Genomic DNA, 24380 nt, shown 5'->3' with positions numbered 1-24380 from the left:
TTCGTAATGCTCATTTTATTTTAGGTGGTTAGTTTATGTCGCTGTCTTTTGAAAAACGGAAAATAAAAATATTAGCAATGCTAAAACAGGAAGGAAGGGTTCAAGTACGAGCCATTGCAAAGGAACTGCAAGTTTCCGACGAAACGGTTCGCCGTGATTTGGAACGTCTCGATAAAGAAGGCCAACTGAAGAAAGTGTATGGCGGAGCGGTGAAAATTGAAGCAAAAACCTTTGAGTTGCCCTTTGAAGAGAAAAGAATGATGAATACAAAGGAAAAGCGGGCAATTTGCAAACAGGCTGCTGAACTCGTACAAGAGGATGACATTATTTTCATTGGCAATGGGACAACGCCATTGGAAATTGTCCGTTTTTTAGGCAATAAACCGAAAATTACTGTCATTACCCCTTCCCTTCCAGTTCTTCTTTTAGCATTGGATCATTTTCCAGGAAAAATCATCTTTATCGGGGGAGAAATCGACAATAACCAAAAATATACGAGCGGTCCCCTGTCAGAAAACATGATTCGCCAATTAAAGGCAAATAAAGCTTTTATTGCTGCCGGAGGCATTTCCGACGTGAACGGTGTGACGGATTATGATATTAACGGTTCCAGCATTTCAAGGAAAATGATGGAACGTTCCGATGAGGTCATCATTTTGGCGGATCATAGCAAATTCGGAGAAACAGCTTTCTCTTACATGTGTGAATTAACCGATGCAACGAAGCTGATCACAGATAAACACTGTCCAAAAGAATGGAGAAACATCGTGTTAAAAAAGGGAATTCAATTGTATATTGCCGAGTAAATGGGATGATTATTGAACGATGTAAAGTGAGGAGAAATTCATGTTAAAAAGAAAAAGGAAAGAAACAGTTCTCGAACAATCGATAAAATGGTGGAATCCGGGAAAGACACGGCAATGGCAGGAAGACGGCATTGATTTAGTCATCGGCGAGCGGTCCGGGTATTATTTTTACGATATGAACGGGAAGAAACTGATGGATGTTCATTTGAATGGCGGAACGTATAACTTAGGTCATCGGAATCCGGAACTGATCGCTGCCCTCAAGGAGGCGATGGAATATTTCGATATAGGCAATCATCATTTTCCTGCCATTACAAGAGCCCAGCTTGCAGAAGATTTAGCCCGCTCTACACCGGAGAACTTACGATACTCTATTTTTTCCAGCGGGGGAAGTGAAGCGGTTGACGTCGCCGTTAAATGTGCGAGATATGCGACAAAACGGAAAAAAGTCGTCTCCATTATTAACGGCTATCATGGCCATTCCGGAATTGCCGTTGCTCTAGGGAATGAAAGGTATTCCCGTCCGTTCCTCAGCGAAGGGAGTAAAGAAGAATTTGTTCACGTCCCCTTTAATGATCTGGAAGCAATGGAGAAGGCATTAAGAGAGGAAGATGTTGCTGCGGTTGTCATTGAAACGGTTCCGGCAACTTATGGTTTTCCATTGCCTGAAAAAGGATATTTATCCGATGTAAAAAAATTGTGCGAAATGTACGGGACATTATATATTGCCGATGAAGTTCAGACAGGGCTGATGCGTACAGGCAAGCTTTGGGGCTTTGAACATTATGGTATAAAGCCGGATATTTTAGTGACGTCAAAAGGGTTTGGAGGAGGAATTTATCCGATTGCAGCTACCGTCGTCAGCGAAGAAGCGGGAGCATGGATGAACGAAGACGGGTTTGCTCATATCTCAACTTTTGGTGGTTCCGAATTAGGATGTATCGTGGCGATGAAAGTGCTGGAAATTTCCCAGCGCGAAGAAGTAAGACAAAATGTAGAGTTTGTTGCTCGTTATTTGCGGACAGGCCTGGAAGAAATTAAAGAAAAGTATCCTGACTTTTTTACCGGCATTCGCCAATTAGGGGTTGTCATGGGGCTGGAATTCAACCATCCGGAAGGTGCTAAATTTGTTATGCGTTCCCTGTATAAGAACGGAGTTTGGGCGATTTATTCCATGCTCGATCCGAAAGTTTTGCAATTTAAACCAGGTTTACTTTGTGATAAATCCTACTGCGACGAATTGCTTTCTCGCTGTGAGGAGAGCATTCGGGAAGCGGCAAGAAAAGTAAGTTACCAATACATTTAAAAGAAAGGAGCAGAAAAATGGTGAATCCATGGCAAGAACAGCTGGATAAATTTCAGAATATTGCCAATATCGGGCTGCGATATTATTCATTTTTATCCCCTGCGTCGCTAAAACTTCTTAATTATTCGGAAAATGCAACGTATCTCGTGTATGACAGAGAGCAAAAGGAAAAATTTATTTTGCGGGTATGCAGGCCGGGATATCATACGAAAAAAGAAATTGAAAGTGAATTAATTTGGATGGATTCCATCGCAAAAAACTCAGATCTTATCGTTCCTTTATCTATAAAAGGAGATAACGGAGAAGCGATTCAAGAAGTAAATTTTGCAGGGAATATGTACTACTGTACTGTATTTGAGTTTTTGGAAGGCGATGCTCCAGATGAAGATAAGGAAGAAGAGTTAATTGAACAGTTCGAAACCCTTGGAGAAATTACGGCCCGGCTGCACGAACATAGTATTAGCCATCGAGATGAGCTGAACAGTTTGCCAAGGCTTTCTTGGGATTTTGCCGCGATACTTGGCGAAAAGCCAAAATGGGCCAGATGGCAGGATGGGGTTGGCTTGACCCCGGAAAGGAAACAATTGCTTCAGCGAGTTTCCGACAAAATCGAAGAAAGATTGGAAGCTTTTGGCAAAGGGCCAGAAAGATACGGATTGATTCATGGAGATTTAAGATTAGCTAATTTGCTCGTTGACGGAAAGACTATAAAAATTATCGATTTCGATGATTGCGGATTCGGCTGGTATTTATATGATCTTGCCACGGCCTTAAGTTTTATTGAGCATAAAGACTATGTACCCGAATTAGTCGAAAAATGGGTGAAAGGCTATCGGAAAGTCCGGCCGTTATCGGAAGAAGAGGAGCAGGAAATCCCTACTTTTATCATGATGCGGAGATTACAATTAATATCCTGGATCGGCAGCCGGGACAATGAAACATCGAGGGCGATGGGAGCACAATATTCGATCGATACGGATCCGTTAGCAAAGGCATATTTGGAAAAATTTTAGGCAGGTGTTTTCATGGATGCCCATTTAATAGAAAAGATTACAAGACTGGTAATGGCCAAATTAGAAGAAGAAAAGAAAACTATTTATGACTGCTCAAAAACAGAGTGGGAACGGGTGCCGCTAACCGATAAGGAGTTAATGCAGTGGGAAAGAATCACGAACAGTTTAATGTACATGGACGACTCAAATCAACAGACGATTGGTTTTGAGCCATTGTCTGAAGAGGAAATAAGGAAATGGAAACAATTAAGCAGCAGATTGAATACCGAGACAAAGAGTAAAGTGACGTTTCGTTCCTATTACTAGAATTATAAATAGTAAGCGTACAAGGGTAATTGTGATAATGCGTTAATGTTCTTAAGGTAAGATATTGCGGTAGCGGTTTGGCAAAGATACGAGATTCATAGAAAAACTGGTCAAATCAACAGAAGTAGGGGGAAAGAAAAATGACAAATGAAGTAAACGGGGCCCTGGGAATGATCGAAACACGCGGACTTGTTGCGTCTTTAGAAGCGGCAGATGCGATGGTGAAGGCAGCGAACGTGAATATTATAGGCAAAGTTCATGTCGGCGGGGGGATTGTGACGGTATTAGTTACCGGTGATGTTGGTGCAGTAAAAGCAGCTACCGATGCCGGAAGTGCTGCAGCACAAAGGGTGGGAGAACTGCTCTCAGTCCATGTCATTCCACGGCCCCATCAAGAATTAAACCTGATTATGCCAAAGTTTGATGTTTAAACTAAATTGGTTAACAAAGACGGCAGCCAACCTATTAGTGCGGGCTCTTAAGTTTTCTCCAGGATGCTGGGAGATTTTCCTGTTGATGCAGTACGTTGGAATCATGGATATATTTGCAAAGAAGGTGGATAGGGGATGGGGAACGCCTGGGGCTTTATCGAAACAAGAGGGCTGGCAGCATCTCTGGAAATTACGGATCGCATGTTAAAGTGTGCACCGGTAATGATAAAAATGAAGACAAGCGGAGATTCGGCATTGACAACAATAATTATTGAAGGAGAAACTGCAGCAGTACAAATGGCAATCACCGAAGGAATTAAACAGGCAAAAATGAAGGAGAATATCGTCGCTTATACGGTAATGCATCGTCCCGTCCTGGAAGAAACCGGATTGTTAAAGTAACATGTTCTTGCGAAAAGGAGAACCTTGAGCTAAACTAAGAACTGCTTCATCAACGTAGTAAAAGAGAAAAATTTTCCGCAATGCATTTTTATAAAGAAAGTTCGCTTCCGTTTAGGGAACGCAAATAGATGCATACCATTACAGAATGTAATATTAGTGGAGGAATTACATCAATTTCTCCAACAAGTAAAATAGCATATATACAGTAAGCCCTTTTATAGGGTCGCGGAAGAGGGGGCGACGGACTCCGAAGCTCAACATCGGCAGGATTCCGAGTTTGATGCGGGAAGGATTGTGGACTATTAATGGAAGTAAATATGCATCGTTTTTTGCCATCTACAAATTCGGAAGGTCCTGGATTGAGAGCCTGCATATGGGTGCAAGGCTGCCCTATCCATTGTAAAGGCTGCGGTGTCCCATGGACGTGGAATCCAAACAAAGGAAATGTGACTTCCGTTGGACCGGTACCGATACTTGGAAGGGAAATTTGCCGAAATTCCTGACCGGCTGGAAATTTACATAAACTCTGACGGAACGTTAGAAGCAAATGGAATGGTCCCGTCGGATATATGGAAACGGCTATTTAAGAAACTGTAGCAGTACCCCGGTGCCAGGCAGCCGCAATGCTTCGACGCAATTCGATAAGTGTATGGTACAGGTGGAAAAAAATATGTTATACTTGTGTTGTGTGGGGGAACCAGTGTTGCTGGTTGAGATAGTATCCGTAAGATACTGACTCCTTGAACCTGATCTGGCTAAGACCAGCGTAGGGAACATACACATAGTTTATAATGTGTTCATGTGCCCTAGGCTTGTGCCTGGGGCATTTATTATATGTGTATACATACAGGTTTCAAGCCCCAAATAAAAACTAAAGGGGAGAATACAGGATGAAAAAAATTATTTTCATAGCTTTGTTCGTTATGTTGCTTAGCGCATGTGGGAATGACAGCAGTGAGAACAGCGGAGAAAATGGAGCAGAAGAAGCAAACGGTACAGAAAATGAGGATATTACGGTAGTCTTAGATTGGACACCAAATACGAACCATACCGGGCTTTATGTTGCAAGGGATAAAGGATACTTTGAAGAAGAAGGGCTAAATGTGGAAATTGTGATGCCTGGGGAAGCCGGAGCAGATCAAATGGTTGCTTCTGGCCAGGCTGATTTTGGCGTAAGTTACCAGGAAGGGATTACGGAAGCCCGTATTCAAGGAGTACCAATTGTATCTATAGCTGCGATTATTCAACATAATACTTCCGGATTTGCTTCGCTCAAAGAGAAGGACATTACATCGCCGAAAGATTTTGAAGGAAAAAGCTATGGCGGATGGGGCGCTCCATTGGAAAAAGCCGTGCTCGATTCTTTAATGCAGCAGGAAAATGCTGACGTAGAAAAAGTAGAAATCGTTAACATTGGCGATACCGACTTTTTCACCGCAATGCATCAAGGAATTGATTTTGCCTGGATTTACTATGGATGGACGGGAGTGGAAGCGGAACTCCGGAATGAAGAATTAAACATCGTGTATTTGACGGATTATAGCGAGAAACTGGATTATTATACTCCAGTATTATCCACTAATGAAAAGATGATTGAAGAAAACCCGGAAACGATTGAAAAATTCCTTCGGGCAGTGTCGAAAGGCTATGAACTGGCGATAAACGAGCCGGAACAAGCAGCAAATATTTTAATTGAAGCGGTACCGGATTTAGATCCGGACTTAGTAAAGGCAAGTCAGGAATGGCTCGCTCCGAAATACAAGGATGATGCACCGCGCTGGGGCGAGCAAAAGCTGGAAGTTTGGGAAAACTATGCCGAATGGATGTATGAAAATGGGTTATTAGAAGAAAAGCTTGATGCTGAAAAAGCCTTTACAAATGAATTTTTGCCTGAATAATTTTCGAGGAGGAACTTGAATATGGCCAATGCTTTAGTCAGTGTACAAATCATTCCAAAAACACGACATGGCGAGGATACGATTCCCTTTGTCGATGAAGCCATTTCTGTCATTGAAGCGTCCGGGGTAAAATTTGAAGTACATCCACTGGAAACGACGATGGAAGGGGATTTGTCCGAACTGCTTCAAATTATAGAAAAAATGAATGAAAAAATGGTGGAGAAGGGCTGCCCTAGTGTCATTTCGCAAGTAAAAATCTTCTATAAGCCGGACGGTGCCAGCATGGAGCAATTAACGGAGAAGTATCGTCCATGAATGTTGTGTTGAAAGGATGGAGACCAATTCTGGTCCTCATCCTTCTTATCATTGCTTGGGAAATAAGCTGCCGTCTGTGTAACATTCCAGGCTGGCTTTTACCGGCACCGACAGAAATAGTCCAGGAAATGGTTTCTGGCTGGTCCAATTATAATGGTCACCTATTGGCGACGATAAAGCTAATTATTATTGGCTTTCTTATCGGGAGCAGTGTCGGCATTTTCATCGCCGTCTGCCTCCACCTTGTCCCTTTTTTGCGGCAAGCCTTTTATCCGATATTGATTATTTCGCAAAACATACCGATTATTGTCCTTGCCCCATTGCTTGTCATTTGGTTCGGTTTTGGCATGTTGCCGAAAATTATCGTCATTACCCTTGTTTGCTTTTTCCCTATTACCGTTTCCCTGTTGGACGGTTTCCGGCAGACGGACCGGGATTTATTGCATTACATGCAAATGGCCGGGGCAACAAAAAGGCAAATTTTTTGGAAATTGGAGTGGCCGTACGCCTTGCCTTCGCTGTTTTCCGGACTTAAAATTTCCGCCACGTATAGCGTCATGGGGGCGGTTATATCCGAATGGCTTGGTGCCAGCAAAGGAATTGGCGTGTATATGACCCTTGCTTCCTCCTCCTTCCGAACGGACCGGGTTTTTGTCGCCATTATGGTCATTATTATATTAAGTTTGCTGTTCTTTTTGTTCATTTTGTTTTTGGAAAAACGCATCATCCGCTGGAAACCTGGGGAAGAAGGAAATGCCTATGAATCAGCTTGAAATTCATAACCTTGCAAAATTTTACGGAACGAAAAAAGTGTTAAAAGATATTTCTTTTACTGTCCGTGACGGGGAGTTTGTCTCAATTCTTGGCCCGTCTGGAAGCGGGAAGAGCACCCTTTTTCAAATGATCGGCGGTATTACGAAACCGAGTTCCGGCACAATTTATTTAAATGGTAAAAACATTAACGGCAAGCGGGGGCACATTAGTTACACGCCCCAATCTGCTTCGCTTCTTCCTTGGCGGACAGTATTAGAAAATGTCGTATTAGGTCAGGAAATTGCGGGAAAGAAAGACTTGGAAAAGGCGAGGAAAATGATCAAAAGGGCTGGACTGGAAGGGTTTGAAGAAGCCTATCCCCACGAATTATCCGGCGGTATGAAACAGAGGGTTTCTTTTATCCGAAGCATGATGAGTCCCCAGTCGCTTATTTTGCTGGACGAACCATTTTCAGCCCTTGATGAATTTACCCGTCTCGATATGCAGCAATGGCTTCTCTCCATTTGGGAAGAACATAAAAAATCTATATTGTTTGTTACTCACAATATTGAGGAAGCTTTATTTTTATCTGATCGGATTATCGTCTTTTCCTCAAGTCCGACAACGATAAAGCAGGAATTTTCCCTTCCATTTCCGCGGCCGCGGGACAGAAAAATATTGCTGACAGATGAATTTTTGCATTGGAAGAGGAAAATTTACCAAAGTTTAAGCGGAGATGAGAGTGAACAATTGTCTAAATAGAAAAGGGGAAATAACTTGCAGAGGAATATTATCGATGCCCATATTCATTTCGATCATTATAAAGAAAACGAGCAGCAGATGATCGTACAGTCGATGGACCGATGGAACATTAAAGGGCTGATTACCGTTTCCCAAGATTTACCGTCGGCTGAGAAAAATTTGCTGCTGGCAAAAACTTACAGCGGGATTTACCCTGCATTTGGCTATCATCCAGAGCAATCTTTGCCGGATGAAACGGAATTGGCTGCATTTTTCGATTGGATTGCGGAGCACGAAAAAGAGATGGTGGCCATAGGGGAAGTTGGTTTGCCGTATTATATGCGCCGGGATAATAAACAGATAAAGCTGGAGAAGTATATCGAATTATTGGAGCAATTTATTTTGCTGGCAAAACGGTACGATAAACCGATTATTCTTCATGCTGTTTATGAAGATACATCGATCGTCTGTGACCTTCTGGAAAAACATTCCGTACGAAAAGCCCATTTTCATTGGTTTAAAGGGGACGAAAAAACGGTAGAGCGAATGCTGGAAAACGGCTACTATATTTCCTTTACGCCGGATATCGTCTATGAAAAGGAAATTCAAGCTTTAGCTGCCCGCTATCCGCTGGAGCAAATCATGGTTGAAACCGATGGTCCATGGCCTTTTGCAGGACTTTTTGAGGGAAAATTGACCGAGCCGAAAATGATTCATGAATCATTGAAGATGATTGCTTTAATAAAGAAGATGGAATTGCAGCAAGTTTATCATGAAATATACGAAAACACGTTGACGTTTTTTAAACTTAAACTGAAATAGGGACCGGAATAGCCGGTCCCTTTTATTTATAATTTTGCAACTGCATTTTTGATTGTTTCGACAACCATCTGCAATTCGTCCTTACTGATCGAAAGCGGCGGGGAGAGTGTAATTATGTTGTTATAGCCGTTAACCGTGTCACTCGTTTTTCCGACGATTACACCGTTTTCTTTGCAGTCTGCGACGATTTGCGCCACTTTTCCTTCTTCCAACGGTTCTTTCGATTCTTTATCCTTCACAAATTCAATGCCTGCAAGCAATCCTTTTCCGCGCACATCCCCGACATTCGGATGGGCGAGCAGCTGCTTCAGCTCCTCGAATAGCCATTCTCCCAAGTTCCGTGAGTTATCAATTAATTTTTCTTCTTCCATAATTTCCAAATTGCGAATTGCCAAGGCACAGGCAGCAGGATTTCCGCCAAAGGTGTTAACATGCCGGAAATGGCCGTATGTTTCCTCAGATTTAAAGGCTTCGTAGATTTCCCGTTTTACAGCGGTTGCGGATAATGGCAGATAGCCGCTCGTAATTCCCTTCGCCATCGTAATAATATCCGGCTGTACATCGTAATTCATAAAGCCAAAAGGTTTCCCGGTCCGGCCAAAACCGTTGATTACTTCGTCGGAAATCAATAAAACTCCATGCTTTTGACAAATTTCCTGAACTTTTTTCATATAGTTGTCATGGGGCACTAAAATACCGCCGCCGGTAATAATCGGTTCCATAATGACCGCAGCAACCGTTTCCGGAATTTCCCAATTGATGAGGCGGTCAAATTCTGCTGCCGCTTCCTCGCAACACGTACCATCATCAGGAAAAGGGCTGCGGTAACAGTCTGGAGGCGAAACGTGCAAAAAGCCGGTTGCCAACGGTTCATATTTGTAGGAGCGCTGATTTTGTCCTCCTGCCGCCATCGTTGCTATCGTGCTGCCATGATAAGCCCGGTAGCGGGAAATAATTTTGTAGCGATTTGGCTCGCCAATTTGCTGATAGTACTGTCTGGCGATTTTAAAGGCTGTTTCATTTGCTTCCGATCCGCTGTTGGAATAAAAAATAACGTAATCTCCGCCAAGCCATTCATTCAGCTTTTCACTTAACTCGATGGCGGGAATATGGCTATGGCTTAATGGATAATACGGCATTTCCATCAGCTGTTTGTAGGCGATTTCCGCCAATTCCTTCCGTCCGTACCCTGCATTTACACACCATAAACCTGCCTGCCCATCAATATATTTTTTCCCGTCAATGTCCGTAATCCACACCCCATCCGCTTTCTCCGTAATCATCGTTGCATCCGGATTATACTTTCTCATCGCATGCCAAACGTATTTTTCATCCTTTTCTTTCAAAGAAGACGTTACATTTGTCGTCAATTTACTATCTCCCTTCCAAATAATTAATGTCGTTTGTCGACAATATCAAGTTATACTTATTAAACATGAAAAATAACGATAAGTCAATATATTATAAATAAACAGAAAAATAATGTAACAAAATGGTGATAGAATTTAGTTCATTGTCCTTGTGAGTTTAAAGTAATCCCATTTTTTGCTTAAATATAATTAAAAAGATACAAAAAACAATTGACATTAAATATATTCTGAATTATTATTTTATTAAATAAATGCCGACAATCGACAGCAAGACAAGTTGTAAAAATAAATTTTGACGGGAGGGATGCCTAAAAGTCATGTAAACGTTATCAAAACCCTTCATCAATTAATATACTAGTAAACCATACATAAAATCATTCGGCAAGAGACATAGCATTTGTTCAGAAATCATCTTTAAAATTTTGATTGTAAAAAAGAAAGGGAGGGTCCAAATGGCGGTTTTTCCCAATTCGGAGTACATGGAGAGGTTGATTAAGACAAAGGAGCGCATGGCCCAGGAAGGAATAGATGTACTGTTAGTAACTGATCCTGCAAACATGAATTATTTGAGCGGCTATGACGCATGGAGCTTTTACGTACATCAGCTGTTAATAATTTTTATTGATGAAGACCAGCCTTACTGGATTGGCCGCGGCCAGGACCGAAATGCGGCATTGCATACAACATGGCTGGACCAAGAACATTTATATGCTTATTCCGATGACTATGTTCAATCGGAAGTCAAACATCCGATGGATTATGTAAGTGATTTTATCAAAGCGAAGAAAAGGGATAAAGCAACAATTGGAGCAGAATTCGATGCTTATTATTTTTCTGCTAAAAACTATATTCAACTGACAAAAAATCTGCCGAATGCAACATTTAAAGATGCGACTAATTTAGTGAATTGGATAAGGATTATTAAATCGGATAAAGAAATTGAATTTATTAAAAAGGCAGGAAAAATTGCCGAAAAAGCGATGCAAGCTGCCTTTGACAATATTGAAGTCGGGGTAAAACAGTCAGATGCCGTTGCAGCAATCGCCCACACGCAAATCGCTGGGACGGACGACTTTGGCGGAGATTATCCGGCAATTGTTCCGCTGCTTCCGACTGGAGAAAAAACTTCAGCCTGTCATCTGACATGGACCGACGATACATTCAAACAAGGAGATCCGGTCATTATTGAGCTTGCCGGCTGCTATCAACGATATCATTCTCCGCTTGCAAGAACGATTATTTTAGGTATCCCTGATGAGAAAACCCAATACATTGCGGATGTCGTAATAGAAGGAATCAATACTACTTTACAGTCAATAAAACCGGGGATAACTTGTGAAGAGGTGGAATTAACCTGGAGAAAAGTTATCGAGAAAAGCGGCATTAAAAAAGAACATCGCATCGGCTATTCCATGGGGCTGAATTACCCGCCGGATTGGGGAGAGCATACTGCGAGCCTCAGACCAGGAGATAAGACAGTACTGCAGCCAAATATGACATTTCATATGATTCCAGGAATTTGGCTTGACAATATGGGGGTAGAAATCAGTGAATCTTTTGTCGTTACGGAATCGGGATGTGAAATTTTAGCTGAATTTCCGCGGGAGCTGCTTGTTAAACCGAATATCCGATTAGCTTAGAAATAGCTCCAGCGCACAAAGGCCGTGGTAAGCTTTCAATTTTTATAAAGATGATAAACAGCAAGGGGTGACACAAGGAATAAAGGGAGGGAAAATATTATTGAAAAAAATTTTCGTATTGTTGGTAGTGGGATTTGCAATTCTCTTAGCAGCATGCGGTTCCGGCAGTGATGATGAGGGAAGCAGTAATGGAGGAGAAAGCAGTGAAGGCGGCGGCAAGCTGGCAGAACTGCAGGAGAAAGGTTCAGTTACAATTGGCTTTGCCAATGAAAAACCTTATGCCTACGAAGAAAATGGCGAGATTAAAGGTGCGGCTGTTGATATTGCCATTGCAGTATTTAAAGAATTGGGAATTGAAAAGGTGGAATCGAAGTTAGCAGATTTTAGCCAATTAATCCCAGGCGTTCAAGCAGGTCAATTTGATGTCATTACTGCGGGAATGGCAATTTTGCCAGAACGATGCGAAAATGCACTATTTGCAGAGCCGGAAATGAAGTACGGGGAAGGCTTAATTGTGCCAGCAGGAAACCCATTGGGATTGGAAAGCTATAAAGATATAGCCGCCAATCCGGATGTTACGGTAGTTGTAATGGAAGGTACGACAGAAATTGGGTTTTTAGAAGAAGAAGGAGTAAGTCCTGATCAGATTGTAACTGCCCCTGATATTCCTGCAACGTTCTCTGCGGTTCAGTCTGGCCGTGCCGACGCTACAACAGGTACAGAAATGACTGTAAAAATGGCGCTGGAATCCCTTGGAACCGATGATTTGGAATTTGTGGAAACTTTTGAGCAGCCGGATGTAGAAGGGGTACCTAGTTATGGCGCTGCGGCATTCAATTTGGAACATGAAGATTTAAGAGACGCTTATAACGAAGTGTTGGAAAAGTTAAAAGAAGATGGTACAGTGGCAGAACTGTTGGAGAAAAATAGTTTTAGTGCTGAACGAAATATGGTGGAAATTGGCGAGGTAACGACAGAACAGCTATGTAATGGGGAATTATGATGTTTACGGGTCACCTGCATCTTTAAACCGTATACTTGCAAATAGAAATGGGTCCGGTTCCACCCAGGAGCCTGACCCTTTTTCAATAAAAAGGAGTGATTAAAATTAGTGCGATTGCAGAAATATTCCCCCAATTAATGCGGGGTTTCAATATAACGATTACAGTACTAATCGCATCTGCCATTTTTTCTTATCTGTTTGCATTTATTGCAGGGTTATGTCGGATTTCAGAAAATCCGATTATTCGGCATGTAACAGCGGTATATGTTGAAGTATTCCGGGGTACTTCCTTAATTGTTCAGCTGTTTTGGCTATATTATGCGATTCCTATGTTATTCGGGATTCAACTTGGAAGCAATTGGTGGACAGGCGTTATTGCCATCGCACTTAATTATGGAGCATACATGTCGGAAGTAGTACGCGGGTCCATTTTAGCTATTTCAAAAGGACAAACAGAAGCTGCCATTGCACTTAATATGTCTAAATTTCAACGGATGAGACTTATCATCTTGCCGCAAGCAGTCCGCATGATGCTGCCGGAATTTGGCAATTATACGATTCAAATGCTGAAAGCAACTTCATTAGTTTCGCTGATTGGAATGACCGATATTTTATATTACGGAGATATTATACGAAGTTCCAATTTGTCTCAAGCCCCTATTGTCTACTTTTTGGTACTGATTTTCTATTTCCTTCTTGCTCTACCTTTAATATGGTTAACGAGAAAAGCGGAAAGCATTTCTAAGAAAGGGGTGGCTAGCGGATGAAATGGAATTGGGAAACTTTCTTCGATGCTTTGCCGTTTATCCTTCCAGGTCTCGGTGTTACCGTAGGATTAACTTTCGCCTGCTACCTTTTTGCATTAGTATTTGGGTTTTTTTGGACATTTTTAAGAAGAATACCAATTCGAACTATTAATTGGACTGTGACTTGGGTAATGGAATTTATTCGTTCCACCCCGCCGCTTGTGCAATTATTTTTCATCTATTATGCATGGCCGATGATTCCGGGAATTGGTGTCGCTTTAAGCCCTTTTACAAGTGCAATTTTAGGTTTAGGAATCCATTTTAGTACGTACATTGGTGAAATCTACCGTTCCGGAATTGAAAGTGTAGAGAAGGGTCAGTGGGAGGCAGCAAAAGCACTTAACTTTTCTACTGTCGACAAATGGAGAAAAATTATTTTGCCTCAAGCAATCCCTCCGACAATTCCGATGTTAGGAAACTATTTAATTATTATGTTTAAGGAAGTGCCGTTAGCTTCAACGATTGGGGTTGCGGGAATATTGCTAATGGCAAATACTTATGGGGCCAGGAATTGGGCTTATTTAGAACCTTTAACGATTGTCGGCATTATTTTCCTTTTGCTGAGCTATCCGTCTGCCATTTTAATCAACAAGCTTGAAAAAAGGATGAATCGTCGTTTCGATAAAGAGATGGCCTTTGTAAAAGAAGAAGTGAAAAATGCGTAGGAGGTTGAAAAATGGAAGAAGTCGCAGTGAAGAAAACTTCGGAAATAGAGGAAAAGGAAGATCCGATCGTCGTCTATAAAGATGTTCACAAATCGTTTGGAGATATAGAAGTATTGAAAGGGATCAATTTGGAGATTAAACCAGCGGAAAAGCTGGCATTAATTGGCCCGAGTGGATCTGGTAAAACAACAATTATCCGTCTATTAATGACATTGGAAGAGCCAACTTCAGGAGACATCATCGTTAACGGGAAAAATTTATGGAAAATGGAGAAAAACGGGAAGCTTGTTCGGGCAAATGAACATCATTTAAGAAATGTCCGCGGGGAGATCGGCATGGTTTTTCAGCATTTTAATTTATTCCCGCATATGACGATTTTGGAAAACTGTACTGTCGCCCCAATTCATGTCAAAAAGGAAAGTAAAGAGAAAGCTAGAGAAAGGGCCATTGAAATGCTGGAAAGGGTTGGCCTTAAGGATAAATTGCATAATTACCCTAGTCAATTATCCGGCGGACAGAAGCAGCGGGTAGCGATGGCCAGAGCGTTAGTGATGCAGCCGAAAATTATGCTTTTTGATGAAGTTACTTCTGCCCTTGACCCGGAACTTGTCGGGGAAGTGCTGGAAGTGATTCGTGATATTGCCAATACAGGGAAAACAGCGATGGTACTCGTTACCCATGAAATGGACTTTGCAAAAGACGTAGCTGACCGAGTGTTATTTTTAGATAAAGGAGTTATTGCTGAAGAAGGAACACCGGAGGAAGTTTTGCAAAACTCAAAAAACGAACGTTTACAATCATTCTTGCGCCGCTTCAGAGGTTAAGAAGCCAAAATAAATAATGGCAGTTCATAAACTGCCATTATTTATTATGCAACCAGTATCCTTTTATTTTGCCGTTTCCCACACGGAAGGATTAATTAAGTTTTTCGGTCGCTGACCATTTAGTGCAGCTTCTAAGTTTTCCGCAGCAAGCCGGGACATGGCAAGCTCGGTTTCGTAAGTGGAAGAACCGATATGTGGCAAGGTGACGACATTAGGCAAGTCCAATAACTCGTTGTCTGGCTCAATAGGTTCCTTTGTAAATACATCGAGTCCGGCGGCTTTAATTTGTCCTTCCTTTAATGCGGCAATCAAATCAGATTCGACAACGGTTTTCCCGCGGGACGCATTGATAAAAATTGCCGAAGGCTTCATTAATTGGAATTCTCTTTTTCCAATCATTCCTTCCGTTTCTTTCGTTAATGGGGTGATTAAACAAACAAAATCAGACTGCTGCAAGAGCTCGTCTAACGTACAATAGGTTGCATCATATTTTGCTTCTGCTTCCGGTTTTGGCGTCCTGCTATGGTAAAGGATTTCCATATCAAATCCAAACCGTGCGCGTTGGGCGATTGCCTGACCGATTCTGCCCATACCGATTATGCCTAACACTTTATGGTGAACATCGGTTCCGTATTGCTCTTCCGTTAACGACTGGGTCCATTGCCGGCTTTTTACAAATTGATCCAATTCGGGTATTCGCCGCGCCACAGCAAGCATCAATCCCATCGCCATGTCGGCGACAGTATCGGTCAATACTCCCGGGGTGTTGGTTGCCATAATGTTGCGTTTTGTCAGCTCTTCAATGTCAAGATTGTTATAGCCGACAGATACGTTGCTGACTACTTTTAAATTCGGCGCATGATCGAGCAATGTTTTATTTACTTCTAATTCGAGCCCGATAATTCCATCGGCTTCTTGCAGGAAGCTGACGAATTCCCGATTGGATAACGGGTTCGGGTCATTAAAAAAACGCACATCATATTTTATCTGCAGCTCTTGCAAAACCGGTCTTTCCAACCGCTGGTAGACAAGTATTTTTTTCATCATTTCTCCTCCATTCTAAAGATATTGTCGGCAGTCGACTGTTTTACATTAAACATAACGATTAATAAAAAGGAAGTCAAGAAAAATTATAAATTTTAGATAATTCATTAGTTATTGACAATTAAAATAACATTAATTAAAATAAGGATAAGTTAGTTGTCGATTGTCGACAACTAACTATAGTAAAGGAGTGTCACAAGTTGAACGATAATGATCAATTATTAATAAAACCGTTGGGAGAGCTAATTGCCGATAAGTTAAAAGAAGATATTTATCAAAGGAAAATAAAATTTGGCAGCCGCCTGATTGAAACGGATTTAGCCGTTCGGTTTGATGTGAGCCGAAGTACGATACGGGAAGCTTTAAGAATACTGGAACAGGAAGAGCTCGTCATTAGCAAAGCGCGAAAAGGGACATTCGTCGCCAAGTTTACGAATAAAGATTTAAAAGAGCTGACGGAAGTGCGAAAGTTAATCGAAGTAAAAGCTTTCCTCAATGCTTTGGATCATTTGCAAAAAAATCATTATGAAGATTTGCAGCATATTCTTTTTCAGATGGAACAAGCAGCGAAAGATAATGACTGGAACACGTTAGTTGAATTAGATATGTCTTTCCATCAATACGTAATTCAATTATGCGGCAATTCGCGAATTATAAAAATATATGAATCGATTCAAACCCAAGTTCGGGTATATATGGCCCATTTGGATCAGTATTATTCCAGTCCGACGTCTTATTATAGGGAACATAAGGATCTCTATGACATTTTACTGCAAAAAGATCGGGAGCTTGTGAAAAAACAGCTGGAAAATCATATTGAATATGTGGAAGAAAGGGTATTGCATTTGCCCGATGACGAGGAATTCCAGTAAATTTGCTGGTTTTCCGTCAAGTTAACACCGGAGTCAGACATCATCACATGTTAGCAATCTCAAAATCTATATAATTTAAATATTACGAAAGGAGAATTTGTGATGAAAGAAAAAATTGTTACGAATCTGGCACCGGAGGCTACGGGTCCATATTCCCAAGGGATTAAAATGGGACCGTTTGTCTTTGTCTCAGGGCAGGATGGGGTTCATCCGAATGGGGAAATCGCCGGAGAAACATTGGAGGAACAGACGGAAGCATGTCTGAAAAATATCGAAAATATATTAAAAGCTGCAGGGGCTACATTGGAAAATATCGTTTATGTTACGGCACATCTTGCGGATTTAAGCGAAGAAAACGTGAAGGCATTTAATTCCGCTTATGCAGAGTATTTCCGGGATGTCGATGCCAAACCGGCCAGGATTACTGTTGGCAGCCAGCTCATGGAGACGGATGTAGAAATTAGTGCCATCGCTTATATTCCATCCTAGGAGGTGGAAGGATTGCTTGCAAAGGCATTAACGATTCAAGAAAAGTTGAAAGAATGGCGCCGGCATTTGCATATGCATCCTGAACTGAGTTTTCAGGAAGCGGAGACGGCGAAATATGTCGAAAGTATTTTGCGAAACTATAAAAATGTGAAAGTGGAAAAAGGTGTCGGATATCCAACGGCAATCGTTGCTTCTATCCATGCAGGTAACGGTCCTGTATTTGCCATCCGGGCAGATATGGATGCGCTGCCAATCCAAGAAGAAAATGAAGTAGATTATAAATCAATAGTTCCGGGTGTCATGCACGCCTGTGGCCATGATGCCCATACCGCAATTTTGCTTGGAGCTGTTCATCTTTTAAGTGAATATTTTGAGCAAAACCAAATCCAGGGAACGGTTAAATTTCTTTTTCAGCCAGCGGAAGAACACGTGGATGAACACGGTTTAAGCGGTGCGGCTTATATGGTTCGCGCCGGTGTCTTAGATGATAGCGACGGAGTAATTGCACTGCACATGAATCCGGAAAGTCCCTATGGAGAAGTATGGATTCATGACGGGTATTCCATGTCCAACGTCGACGTATTCCGCGGAGAAATTAAAGCGTCCGGCGGCCATGGTGCGTATCCGCATTTAGGGACCGATCCGATTTATATGCTCAGCCTAGTGCTGCAGCATATTTACAGTTTAACAGGAAGACGTCTTTCACCGTTAGATGCTGGTGTAGTCAGTGTCGGGAAAATTCAGTCAGGCGCTACAAGCAATGTCATCCCATCTTCAGTCAACATTGAAGGGACAATCAGAAGCTTTAAGCCGGAAGTAAGGAAAAAATTGTTTTCGGAAGTGGAGAACGCTTTTTCAATCGTAAAAAACTTCGGAGGAGAATATGATCTTCAATTTATCCAGGAAGATCCAGCCTTATACAACGATCCGGAAATAAACCGTTTGTTAAAAGAGGTTATTCATTCGCTCCAGCCCGACATTGACATAACCGATAAACCTTTTGGTCTGGGCGGTGAAGATTTTGCCCATATGACGAGAAAGAAGCCTGGGGCAATGTTTTTCCTTGGGTGTTCCCTAATGGACGATAAGGTGCGAAATTTGCATACGCCTCACTTTAATATTGATGAACGGGTGCTACCCCTCGGGGCAGCAATCTTTGCTGAGACGGCGATTCGCTTTTTAACACGGAAAAATGCGGAAAATAGGGGGGGAGTTGGTTGCGCAGCATCACAGTCCAACAAGTTTGGAAAGCACGAAAACGGATTGATTCCATCGCTAGGAAGACACCGCTAATCTATTCGGAGGAATTATCAGAAGCTGCAAGGAGAAACGTTTATTTAAAGCTGGAAAATTTAAATACGACAAACTCTTTCAAAATTAGAGGTGCGGCGAATAAAATTTTAAGTTTAACTGAGGAGGAAAAGAATAGGGGAATCACCACTTTTTCTACCGGAAATTTTGGCAGGAGTGTTGCCTATGTCGCCAAACGATTAGGTATAAAAGCAGTTATTTGTATTTCCAATCGGGTCCCGCAGGCAAAAGTCGATGCATTAACGCGTTTAGGAGCAACGGTAGAGATCGTCGGGATGTCGCAAGACGATGCCGAAAAGCGCAGCTATCAATTACAGGAGGAAGAAGGTTTAGCCGTCATTCATCCTTTTGATGATGCGGATGTCATTGCCGGGCAAGGGACAATCGCCTTAGAAATTTTAGAACAGCTGCCGGAAACCGATACCGTGTTGACTGGTTTATCGGGGGGAGGGCTTGCATCAGGACTTGGGGTTGTATTTAAGCAGACGAATCCAGACATAAAAGTATACGGATTATCGACGGAAAAGGGTGCGGCAATGTATGAAAGCATCCAAGCACAAAAAATCGTTACCGTAGAGGAACAGGATACCCTAGCAGACAGCTTGCTCGGCGGAATTGGCATGAACAACCAATATACTTTTCAACTTGTACAGCGGTATGTGGATGACATTATTCTGTTAAAAGAAAATGAATTTGCCGCCGGGATGCTGTTTATGCTGGACCATCACCGAATGATTATTGAAGGAGCGGCTGCCGGCGGGATTGGCGCCTTATTGTCTGAAAGGTTTTCTGAATTAGGGGAAAATATTGTCATTATTATTAGCGGGGCCAGTGTTGATCCGCAGACAGTTTATAACTTAAAAAAGGAGTATGCAATTGCTTCGGGGAATAATGAACCTTCGCAGTTTCAAGGGGGAAGCTTAGGATGAAAATGTTATTAAATGACTCGATGATTGAGAGAACGAATATCGTTGACATCGAGGATCGGGGTTATCAGTTTGGTGATGGAATTTATGAAGTAATCGGTGTTTATGAAGGAAGAACCTTTTTATTGGATGAACATTTGCAAAGACTCCAGCGCAGCGCATCGGAATTGCGAATTTCCCTGCCATATACTTTAGAAAATTTAAAGGCAAAATTAAATGAATTAGTAAAGGTCAATGAATTAAATGAAGGGGTTATTTACTTGCAAGTTACAAGAGGCACAGCAGAGAGGTGGCACCAATTTCCTGAGAATACAAGACCAAATCTCGTTGCTTATACAAAAGAAGAAGAAGTTATGACGGAATTAGAGGAGTCGGGAGCAAAGGCGGTTTTAACGGAAGATATTCGCTGGCTCCGCTGTGATATTAAAACGTTGAATTTATTGCCAAATGTGCTTGCAAAACAAAAGGCGATAGAGAATGGAGCGGTTGAAGCAATTATGCACCGCGGAAATATTGTTACCGAAGGCAGCGCCTCCAATGTATTTATCGTAAAGGACGGAACCGTTTATACCCATCCGGCAAACAATTATATTTTAAATGGCATAACAAGGCAAAAAGTTTTGGAAATTTGCAGGAAAAACAAAATTGCCGTTCATGAAGAAACTTTTACAGTGGATGATTTATTCCAGGCCGATGAAGTGTTCATTACCGCAACAAAGTTAGATATTATTCCAATCATTCAAGTGAATGAACGAATAATAGGCAATGGGAAACGAGGTAAAGTTGCAGAAACCTTACTCCAGGATTTCCGGGCATCCATTCATCATCTTGTTGAAAACTAGTTTAGTTTGAGAGCAAATTTATTTATGGAGGTGGGGATTGTGATAGTGAATAGAGGAATCGTTACAGATAATCCAACTGTTGCCGAAATCCACCTCCCTTCCTTTCGGGAAAATGTGCGAAAGATCAAATCCCAAATCGGGAAATGCCGGCTGCTTGCGGTTATCAAAACAAATGCCTATGGCCATGGAACCGGAAAAATGGCAATGGAAGCAGTAAAAGCTGGGGCAGACCGGCTTGGTGTGACAACGGTGCAAGAAGGAATTCATCTTCGCCAGCAAGGCATAACATTACCGATTCATATTTTAAGTTCCGTACCGATAGAACAAGCAGATTTAATCGTAAAATATGATTTCATTCCTTCCGTAAGCACAGCATCGTTTGTCATTGCCCTCGATGATGCTGCAAGAAATCAAAGGAAGAAAGTTATTGTACATGCGAAGTTAAATACTGGGTTAAACCGATTCGGGATAGAACCAAAAGATGCATTATCTTTTTTTCAAGCTTACTATCATTTGCCGCATATCGAATGGGAAGGGATCTATACCCATTTTTCTCATGCCGATGAAGGTGACTGGAAAAGAACAGAGGACCAATTCAATTTGTTTATTGATACTGTAAACAACCTGGAAACAAACGGTTTTTTCTTTCCCCTTAAACATGCAGGAGCATCAACGATTACGCTGGAAAGACCGGATATGTATTTGGATATGGTCCGGCCGGGAATTGCCTTATTCGGATACACTCCGGACGAAAGGCAAGAAAGGATTTTCCCTTTGCAGCCGGTGCTGACCTTAAAAACCAAATTAACGCTTATAAGAAATATCCCACCAGGAAGTCCGGTCGGTTACGGGGGAAAATATGTATCTGCCAAAAATGAAAAAATCGGAATTTTGCCGATTGGCCATGGAGACGGATTTAAGAGAAGCTTGTCCAATCGGGGAGAGGTTTTGATTCATGGGAAAAGGGCACCGATTATCGGAACGATTGCCTTAGATCAAACCTTTGTCAATATAACCGACATCATCGGAGCGAAAGAAGGCGATGAGGTCATCTTAATCGGTTCACAAGGAAAAGAAAGGATAACTGCAAGAGAATTGGCGAACAGTATAGGTTCCAATGTAGATGAAGTATTAGCAAGCCTTATGCAGCGTATACCAAGAAAATACATACTTAATTAGGAGGAGAAGATGAAAACCTTTCATATTGCACTAATTCCAGGAGACGGAATTGGACCGGAAGTTGTCGCTCAAGGGGTAAAAGTATTTAAAGCCATTGAAAAAATGGATGACAGCGTATCCTTTACCTTCGAGGAGTTTCCGTGGGGATGCGAATACTATTTGCAGCACGGGAAGATGATGGATGAAGATGGAATGGAACAGCTGAAACAATTTGATGCTATCTATTTAGGGGCGGTTGGATACCCGGGAGTTCCAGACCATATTTCATTACGCGAATTACTGATAAAAATCCGCCGGGGGTTTGATCAGTATGTCAATTTGCGGCCTGTCACCTTATTGCATCGAAAACTTACCCCGCTAAAAAATAAAACAGAAAAAGACATTGATATGCTCGTCATTCGGGAAAATAGCGAAGGGGAATATGCTGGGGCCGGCGAATGGCTATTTAAAGGAAAGCCGGAAGAAGTCGTACTGCAAACCGGAGTTTTTTCCAGGAAGGGGACGGAAAGAATTATACGCTATGCTTATGAGGAAGCACGGCGGACAAATAGAACGTTAACGAGCATCAGTAAAGGAAACGCTCTCAATTATTCCATGGTATTCTGGGATCAAGTATTCGAAGAAGTAGGAAGGGAATTTCCTGATGTAAACACTTATTCCTATCTTGTTGATGCAGCAAGCTTATATTTTGTGGAGCAGCCAGAGCGATTTGAAGTGGTTGTGACGTCCAACTTGTTTGGCGATATAGTTACCGATATCGGTGCAGCAATTACAGGCGGAATGGGTCTGGCAACAGGAGCGAATATTAACCCGGAAAAAACATATCCTTCCATGTTTGAACCGGTTCATGGCTCTGCCCCGGATATAGCCGGGAAAGGAATTGCTAATCCCCTTGCAGCCATCTGGTCCGTAAGTCAAATGCTGGATTTCTTTGGTTTGGAAGAATGGGGGAAGCGGGTATTTTGCACGATCAAAGAAATTATCAATCATGAAGAACATTTAACGCCGGATTTAGGCGGAAAAGCTTCAACAGAAGAAGTGGGAGATTATTTTGTAAATTTATTGATGCAAACAAAGGAGCTTGACGTGTAAGCTCCTTTTTATATTTTCAATGAAAGGTGAACAACGAAAGAATAATATTCATTTCATTGTATAATGGAAGCGGAAGGAGGAATTTCATTGCAATTGCCGATATATCAAGTAGATGCCTTTACAGATCAGCTTTTTAAAGGAAACCCGGCTGCGGTTGTTCCGCTGAAAACGTGGCTCGATGATGCCACAATGCAAAAAATTGCCAGTGAAAATAATTTATCGGAAACAGCTTTTTTCGCAGAAAAAGAAGGCATGTATGAATTACGCTGGTTTACACCGGCAGAAGAAGTAGATTTATGCGGCCATGCAACGCTGGCAGCGGCATTTGTTATTCATCATTTTATTAATCACGGGCAAAGGAATATAGAGTTCCAAACGAGAAGCGGAGTATTAAGCGTTACAGCAGAAAATGGCCTATTTACTTTAACCTTCCCCGCAAAGAAAGCGGTGAAAACGGAATGTCCGGATGTGCTGGCGAAAGGTTTAGGAAAAATTCCGCTGGAAGTATATAAAGCAGATGATTATTTAGCTGTATTTGAAACAGAAGAGGATATTCGGTCCTTAATGCCGAATTTTGAGGTGCTTAAGAAAGTGGACAGCCGTGGCGTTATTGTTACATCAGCAGGGAAAGATGCAGATTTTGTCTCCCGTTTTTTTGCGCCGAATATTGGCATTCCCGAAGATTCTGTTACAGGTTCTGCCCATTGCACTTTAGTACCCTTTTGGTGCGAGAAACTAAATAAAAAAGAATTGCTTGCCAAGCAATTATCCGCAAGAGGGGGGACCCTTTATTGCACCGATATGGGAAGAAAAGTAAACATTGCAGGGAAAGCAGTTCTATATTTTGAAGGAAAAATCTATTTAAAATGTGGGATTCCATCTTTAAATATCTCCCTGACCCGTTAGGATGGCTCTGTACCTTTTTAGCATTTTTTATTCCTTATATAACGTATAAAATTAATCAGAACATACATAAAAATATGATCCGCCATGGAAAAAGGAAGAGGAAAAAGGTACTGCAAAAGGGAAGCAATAAATGAAATGAGCAAAATCAAACATTTGTCATTAGAGGAGGAAAAACGCCATTACGATAACTGATATGCTCCCAATACAGTAGACAGAGAAATAATAAAAATTCTCTATTACTGTATGGGGGGCTTTTTCTATGTCGAAAAGGAGTAGTAAACATACTTTAAATGAAAGGATAGAGGTAGTATTACGTGTCATGGAGGGGAGCGCATCTGTAAGCAGGATTGCTGAAGAATACGCTGTTGACAGGACGACGATTAACTTATGGGTTCGTAAGTATAAAGCAGATGGGGTCGATGGTTTAAAGGATTCGAGGGCATGGAAGGGGTATTCCAGCGAGCTGAAAAGGGAAGCTGTTGAATATTATTTAAATGGAGAAGGTAGTTTAAGAACGACTTGTGAAAAGTTCAATATTTCATCTCATTCGGTTTTACGTCACTGGATAAATCAGTATACTAGTGGGAAGAAGATAAAATCTACTAGTAAAGGAAGAGG

Annotated in this window: 29 protein-coding genes and 1 riboswitch; of the genes, 27 read left to right on the top strand and 2 right to left on the bottom strand. The window is 41.7% G+C overall.

What is annotated here, in order from left to right; all coding sequences use genetic code 11:
* Nucleotides 1-35: 35 nt before the first annotated feature.
* From IEV18_RS08365 to IEV18_RS08305, 13 genes are all read left to right on the top strand, one after another.
* The gene (locus IEV18_RS08365) at nt 36-806 is read left to right on the top strand and encodes a DeoR/GlpR family DNA-binding transcription regulator (protein WP_188391934.1); all 771 of its coding nucleotides are present in this window, start codon (nt 36-38) and stop codon (nt 804-806) included.
* A gap of 40 nt (nt 807-846) precedes the next feature.
* On the top strand, nt 847-2112 hold the full coding sequence (locus IEV18_RS08360; protein ID WP_188391933.1) for a class-III pyridoxal-phosphate-dependent aminotransferase: 1266 nt from the start codon (nt 847-849) through the stop codon (nt 2110-2112).
* Nucleotides 2113-2129: 17 nt separating this feature from the next.
* Nucleotides 2130-3125, top strand: a complete 996-nt coding sequence (locus IEV18_RS08355) for a phosphotransferase enzyme family protein (protein WP_188391932.1) — start codon at nt 2130-2132, stop codon at nt 3123-3125.
* 12 nt (nt 3126-3137) lie between these two features.
* Nucleotides 3138-3431 (top strand): hypothetical protein, encoded by a 294-nt coding sequence (locus IEV18_RS08350; RefSeq protein WP_188391931.1) that lies wholly within the window; start codon nt 3138-3140, stop codon nt 3429-3431.
* A gap of 140 nt (nt 3432-3571) precedes the next feature.
* Nucleotides 3572-3862, top strand: coding sequence for a BMC domain-containing protein (locus IEV18_RS08345; RefSeq protein WP_188391930.1), 291 nt, complete (start codon nt 3572-3574; stop codon nt 3860-3862).
* Between the two features lie 135 nt (nt 3863-3997).
* Nucleotides 3998-4264, top strand: coding sequence for a BMC domain-containing protein (locus tag IEV18_RS08340; protein ID WP_188391929.1), 267 nt, complete (start codon nt 3998-4000; stop codon nt 4262-4264).
* 305 nt (nt 4265-4569) lie between these two features.
* Nucleotides 4570-4767 carry a 4Fe-4S cluster-binding domain-containing protein gene (locus IEV18_RS08335; protein WP_188391928.1) on the top strand — a complete coding sequence of 66 codons (198 nt, stop codon included), beginning with the start codon at nt 4570-4572 and terminating at the stop codon, nt 4765-4767.
* Nucleotides 4721-4861 (top strand): hypothetical protein, encoded by a 141-nt coding sequence (locus tag IEV18_RS08330; RefSeq protein ID WP_188391949.1) that lies wholly within the window; start codon nt 4721-4723, stop codon nt 4859-4861. Before IEV18_RS08335 ends, IEV18_RS08330 begins: the two co-directional genes overlap by 47 nt.
* 83 nt (nt 4862-4944) lie before the next feature.
* Nucleotides 4945-5054, top strand: a riboswitch (TPP riboswitch).
* Nucleotides 5055-5154: 100 nt separating this feature from the next.
* On the top strand, nt 5155-6162 hold the full coding sequence (locus IEV18_RS08325) for an ABC transporter substrate-binding protein (RefSeq protein ID WP_188391927.1): 1008 nt from the start codon (nt 5155-5157) through the stop codon (nt 6160-6162).
* 21 nt (nt 6163-6183) lie between these two features.
* Nucleotides 6184-6477 (top strand): thiamine-binding protein, encoded by a 294-nt coding sequence (locus IEV18_RS08320; RefSeq protein ID WP_188391926.1) that lies wholly within the window; start codon nt 6184-6186, stop codon nt 6475-6477.
* Nucleotides 6474-7250 carry an ABC transporter permease gene (locus IEV18_RS08315; protein ID WP_188391925.1) on the top strand — a complete coding sequence of 259 codons (777 nt, stop codon included), beginning with the start codon at nt 6474-6476 and terminating at the stop codon, nt 7248-7250. Before IEV18_RS08320 ends, IEV18_RS08315 begins: the two co-directional genes overlap by 4 nt.
* On the top strand, nt 7237-7992 hold the full coding sequence (locus IEV18_RS08310) for an ABC transporter ATP-binding protein (RefSeq protein ID WP_188391924.1): 756 nt from the start codon (nt 7237-7239) through the stop codon (nt 7990-7992). Before IEV18_RS08315 ends, IEV18_RS08310 begins: the two co-directional genes overlap by 14 nt.
* 15 nt (nt 7993-8007) lie before the next feature.
* Nucleotides 8008-8793 (top strand): TatD family hydrolase, encoded by a 786-nt coding sequence (locus IEV18_RS08305; protein WP_188391923.1) that lies wholly within the window; start codon nt 8008-8010, stop codon nt 8791-8793.
* A 26-nt stretch (nt 8794-8819) separates the two neighbouring features.
* Here IEV18_RS08305 and IEV18_RS08300 read toward each other — a convergent pair whose 3' ends face one another.
* A complete protein-coding gene (locus tag IEV18_RS08300) occupies nt 8820-10163 on the bottom strand; it encodes an aspartate aminotransferase family protein (protein ID WP_188391922.1) in 1344 nt (447 codons plus the stop codon).
* Between the two features lie 452 nt (nt 10164-10615).
* Between IEV18_RS08300 and IEV18_RS08295 the strand changes: the two genes are divergently transcribed.
* The 5 genes from IEV18_RS08295 (at nt 10616) to ehuA (ending at nt 15101) form a co-directional block, all read left to right on the top strand.
* A complete protein-coding gene (locus IEV18_RS08295; protein ID WP_188391921.1) occupies nt 10616-11803 on the top strand; it encodes a M24 family metallopeptidase in 1188 nt (395 codons plus the stop codon).
* A 100-nt stretch (nt 11804-11903) separates the two neighbouring features.
* Nucleotides 11904-12806, top strand: coding sequence for an ectoine/hydroxyectoine ABC transporter substrate-binding protein EhuB (ehuB, locus tag IEV18_RS08290; protein ID WP_188391920.1), 903 nt, complete (start codon nt 11904-11906; stop codon nt 12804-12806).
* Nucleotides 12807-12910: 104 nt separating this feature from the next.
* Nucleotides 12911-13573, top strand: coding sequence for an ectoine/hydroxyectoine ABC transporter permease subunit EhuC (gene ehuC / locus IEV18_RS08285; RefSeq protein ID WP_188391947.1), 663 nt, complete (start codon nt 12911-12913; stop codon nt 13571-13573).
* Nucleotides 13570-14277, top strand: a complete 708-nt coding sequence (ehuD, locus tag IEV18_RS08280) for an ectoine/hydroxyectoine ABC transporter permease subunit EhuD (RefSeq protein WP_188391919.1) — start codon at nt 13570-13572, stop codon at nt 14275-14277. The genes ehuC and ehuD overlap by 4 nt, the downstream gene beginning before the upstream one ends.
* A gap of 11 nt (nt 14278-14288) precedes the next feature.
* Nucleotides 14289-15101 (top strand): ectoine/hydroxyectoine ABC transporter ATP-binding protein EhuA, encoded by an 813-nt coding sequence (ehuA, locus tag IEV18_RS08275; protein WP_188391918.1) that lies wholly within the window; start codon nt 14289-14291, stop codon nt 15099-15101.
* Nucleotides 15102-15164: 63 nt separating this feature from the next.
* Here the strand turns inward: ehuA and IEV18_RS08270 are convergent, their stop codons facing one another.
* On the bottom strand, nt 15165-16148 hold the full coding sequence (locus IEV18_RS08270) for a 2-hydroxyacid dehydrogenase (protein ID WP_188391917.1): 984 nt from the start codon (nt 16146-16148) through the stop codon (nt 15165-15167).
* Between the two features lie 197 nt (nt 16149-16345).
* On the opposite strand from IEV18_RS08270, the gene IEV18_RS08265 reads away from it, so the two are divergent.
* The 9 genes from IEV18_RS08265 to IEV18_RS08225 all read left to right on the top strand — a co-directional run.
* Nucleotides 16346-17017, top strand: a complete 672-nt coding sequence (locus IEV18_RS08265; protein ID WP_188391916.1) for a GntR family transcriptional regulator — start codon at nt 16346-16348, stop codon at nt 17015-17017.
* A gap of 102 nt (nt 17018-17119) precedes the next feature.
* Nucleotides 17120-17506 carry a RidA family protein gene (locus tag IEV18_RS08260; RefSeq protein ID WP_188391915.1) on the top strand — a complete coding sequence of 129 codons (387 nt, stop codon included), beginning with the start codon at nt 17120-17122 and terminating at the stop codon, nt 17504-17506.
* 3 nt (nt 17507-17509) lie between these two features.
* Nucleotides 17510-18799, top strand: a complete 1290-nt coding sequence (locus tag IEV18_RS08255; RefSeq protein ID WP_373281899.1) for a M20 metallopeptidase family protein — start codon at nt 17510-17512, stop codon at nt 18797-18799.
* Nucleotides 18724-19746 carry a hydroxyectoine utilization dehydratase EutB gene (gene eutB, locus IEV18_RS08250; RefSeq protein WP_188391914.1) on the top strand — a complete coding sequence of 341 codons (1023 nt, stop codon included), beginning with the start codon at nt 18724-18726 and terminating at the stop codon, nt 19744-19746. Before IEV18_RS08255 ends, eutB begins: the two co-directional genes overlap by 76 nt.
* Nucleotides 19743-20585 (top strand): D-amino-acid transaminase, encoded by an 843-nt coding sequence (gene dat, locus IEV18_RS08245; RefSeq protein ID WP_188391913.1) that lies wholly within the window; start codon nt 19743-19745, stop codon nt 20583-20585. Before eutB ends, dat begins: the two co-directional genes overlap by 4 nt.
* A 39-nt stretch (nt 20586-20624) precedes the next feature.
* The gene (alr, locus tag IEV18_RS08240; protein ID WP_229733598.1) at nt 20625-21764 is read left to right on the top strand and encodes an alanine racemase; all 1140 of its coding nucleotides are present in this window, start codon (nt 20625-20627) and stop codon (nt 21762-21764) included.
* A gap of 9 nt (nt 21765-21773) precedes the next feature.
* A complete protein-coding gene (locus IEV18_RS08235) occupies nt 21774-22856 on the top strand; it encodes a tartrate dehydrogenase (protein ID WP_188391912.1) in 1083 nt (360 codons plus the stop codon).
* An 87-nt stretch (nt 22857-22943) separates the two neighbouring features.
* On the top strand, nt 22944-23762 hold the full coding sequence (locus IEV18_RS08230; RefSeq protein WP_188391911.1) for a PhzF family phenazine biosynthesis protein: 819 nt from the start codon (nt 22944-22946) through the stop codon (nt 23760-23762).
* A 259-nt stretch (nt 23763-24021) separates the two neighbouring features.
* Nucleotides 24022-24380: helix-turn-helix domain-containing protein (locus tag IEV18_RS08225; protein ID WP_188391910.1), on the top strand; the 359-nt coding region annotated here is incomplete at its 3' end.

This window comes from Compostibacillus humi (assembly GCF_014637175.1).
Lineage (GTDB): Bacteria > Bacillota > Bacilli > Bacillales > Amphibacillaceae > Oceanobacillus > Oceanobacillus humi.
The sequence above is the reverse complement of the archived record's forward strand: the minus strand, read 5'-3'. Positions and strand labels throughout refer to the sequence as shown.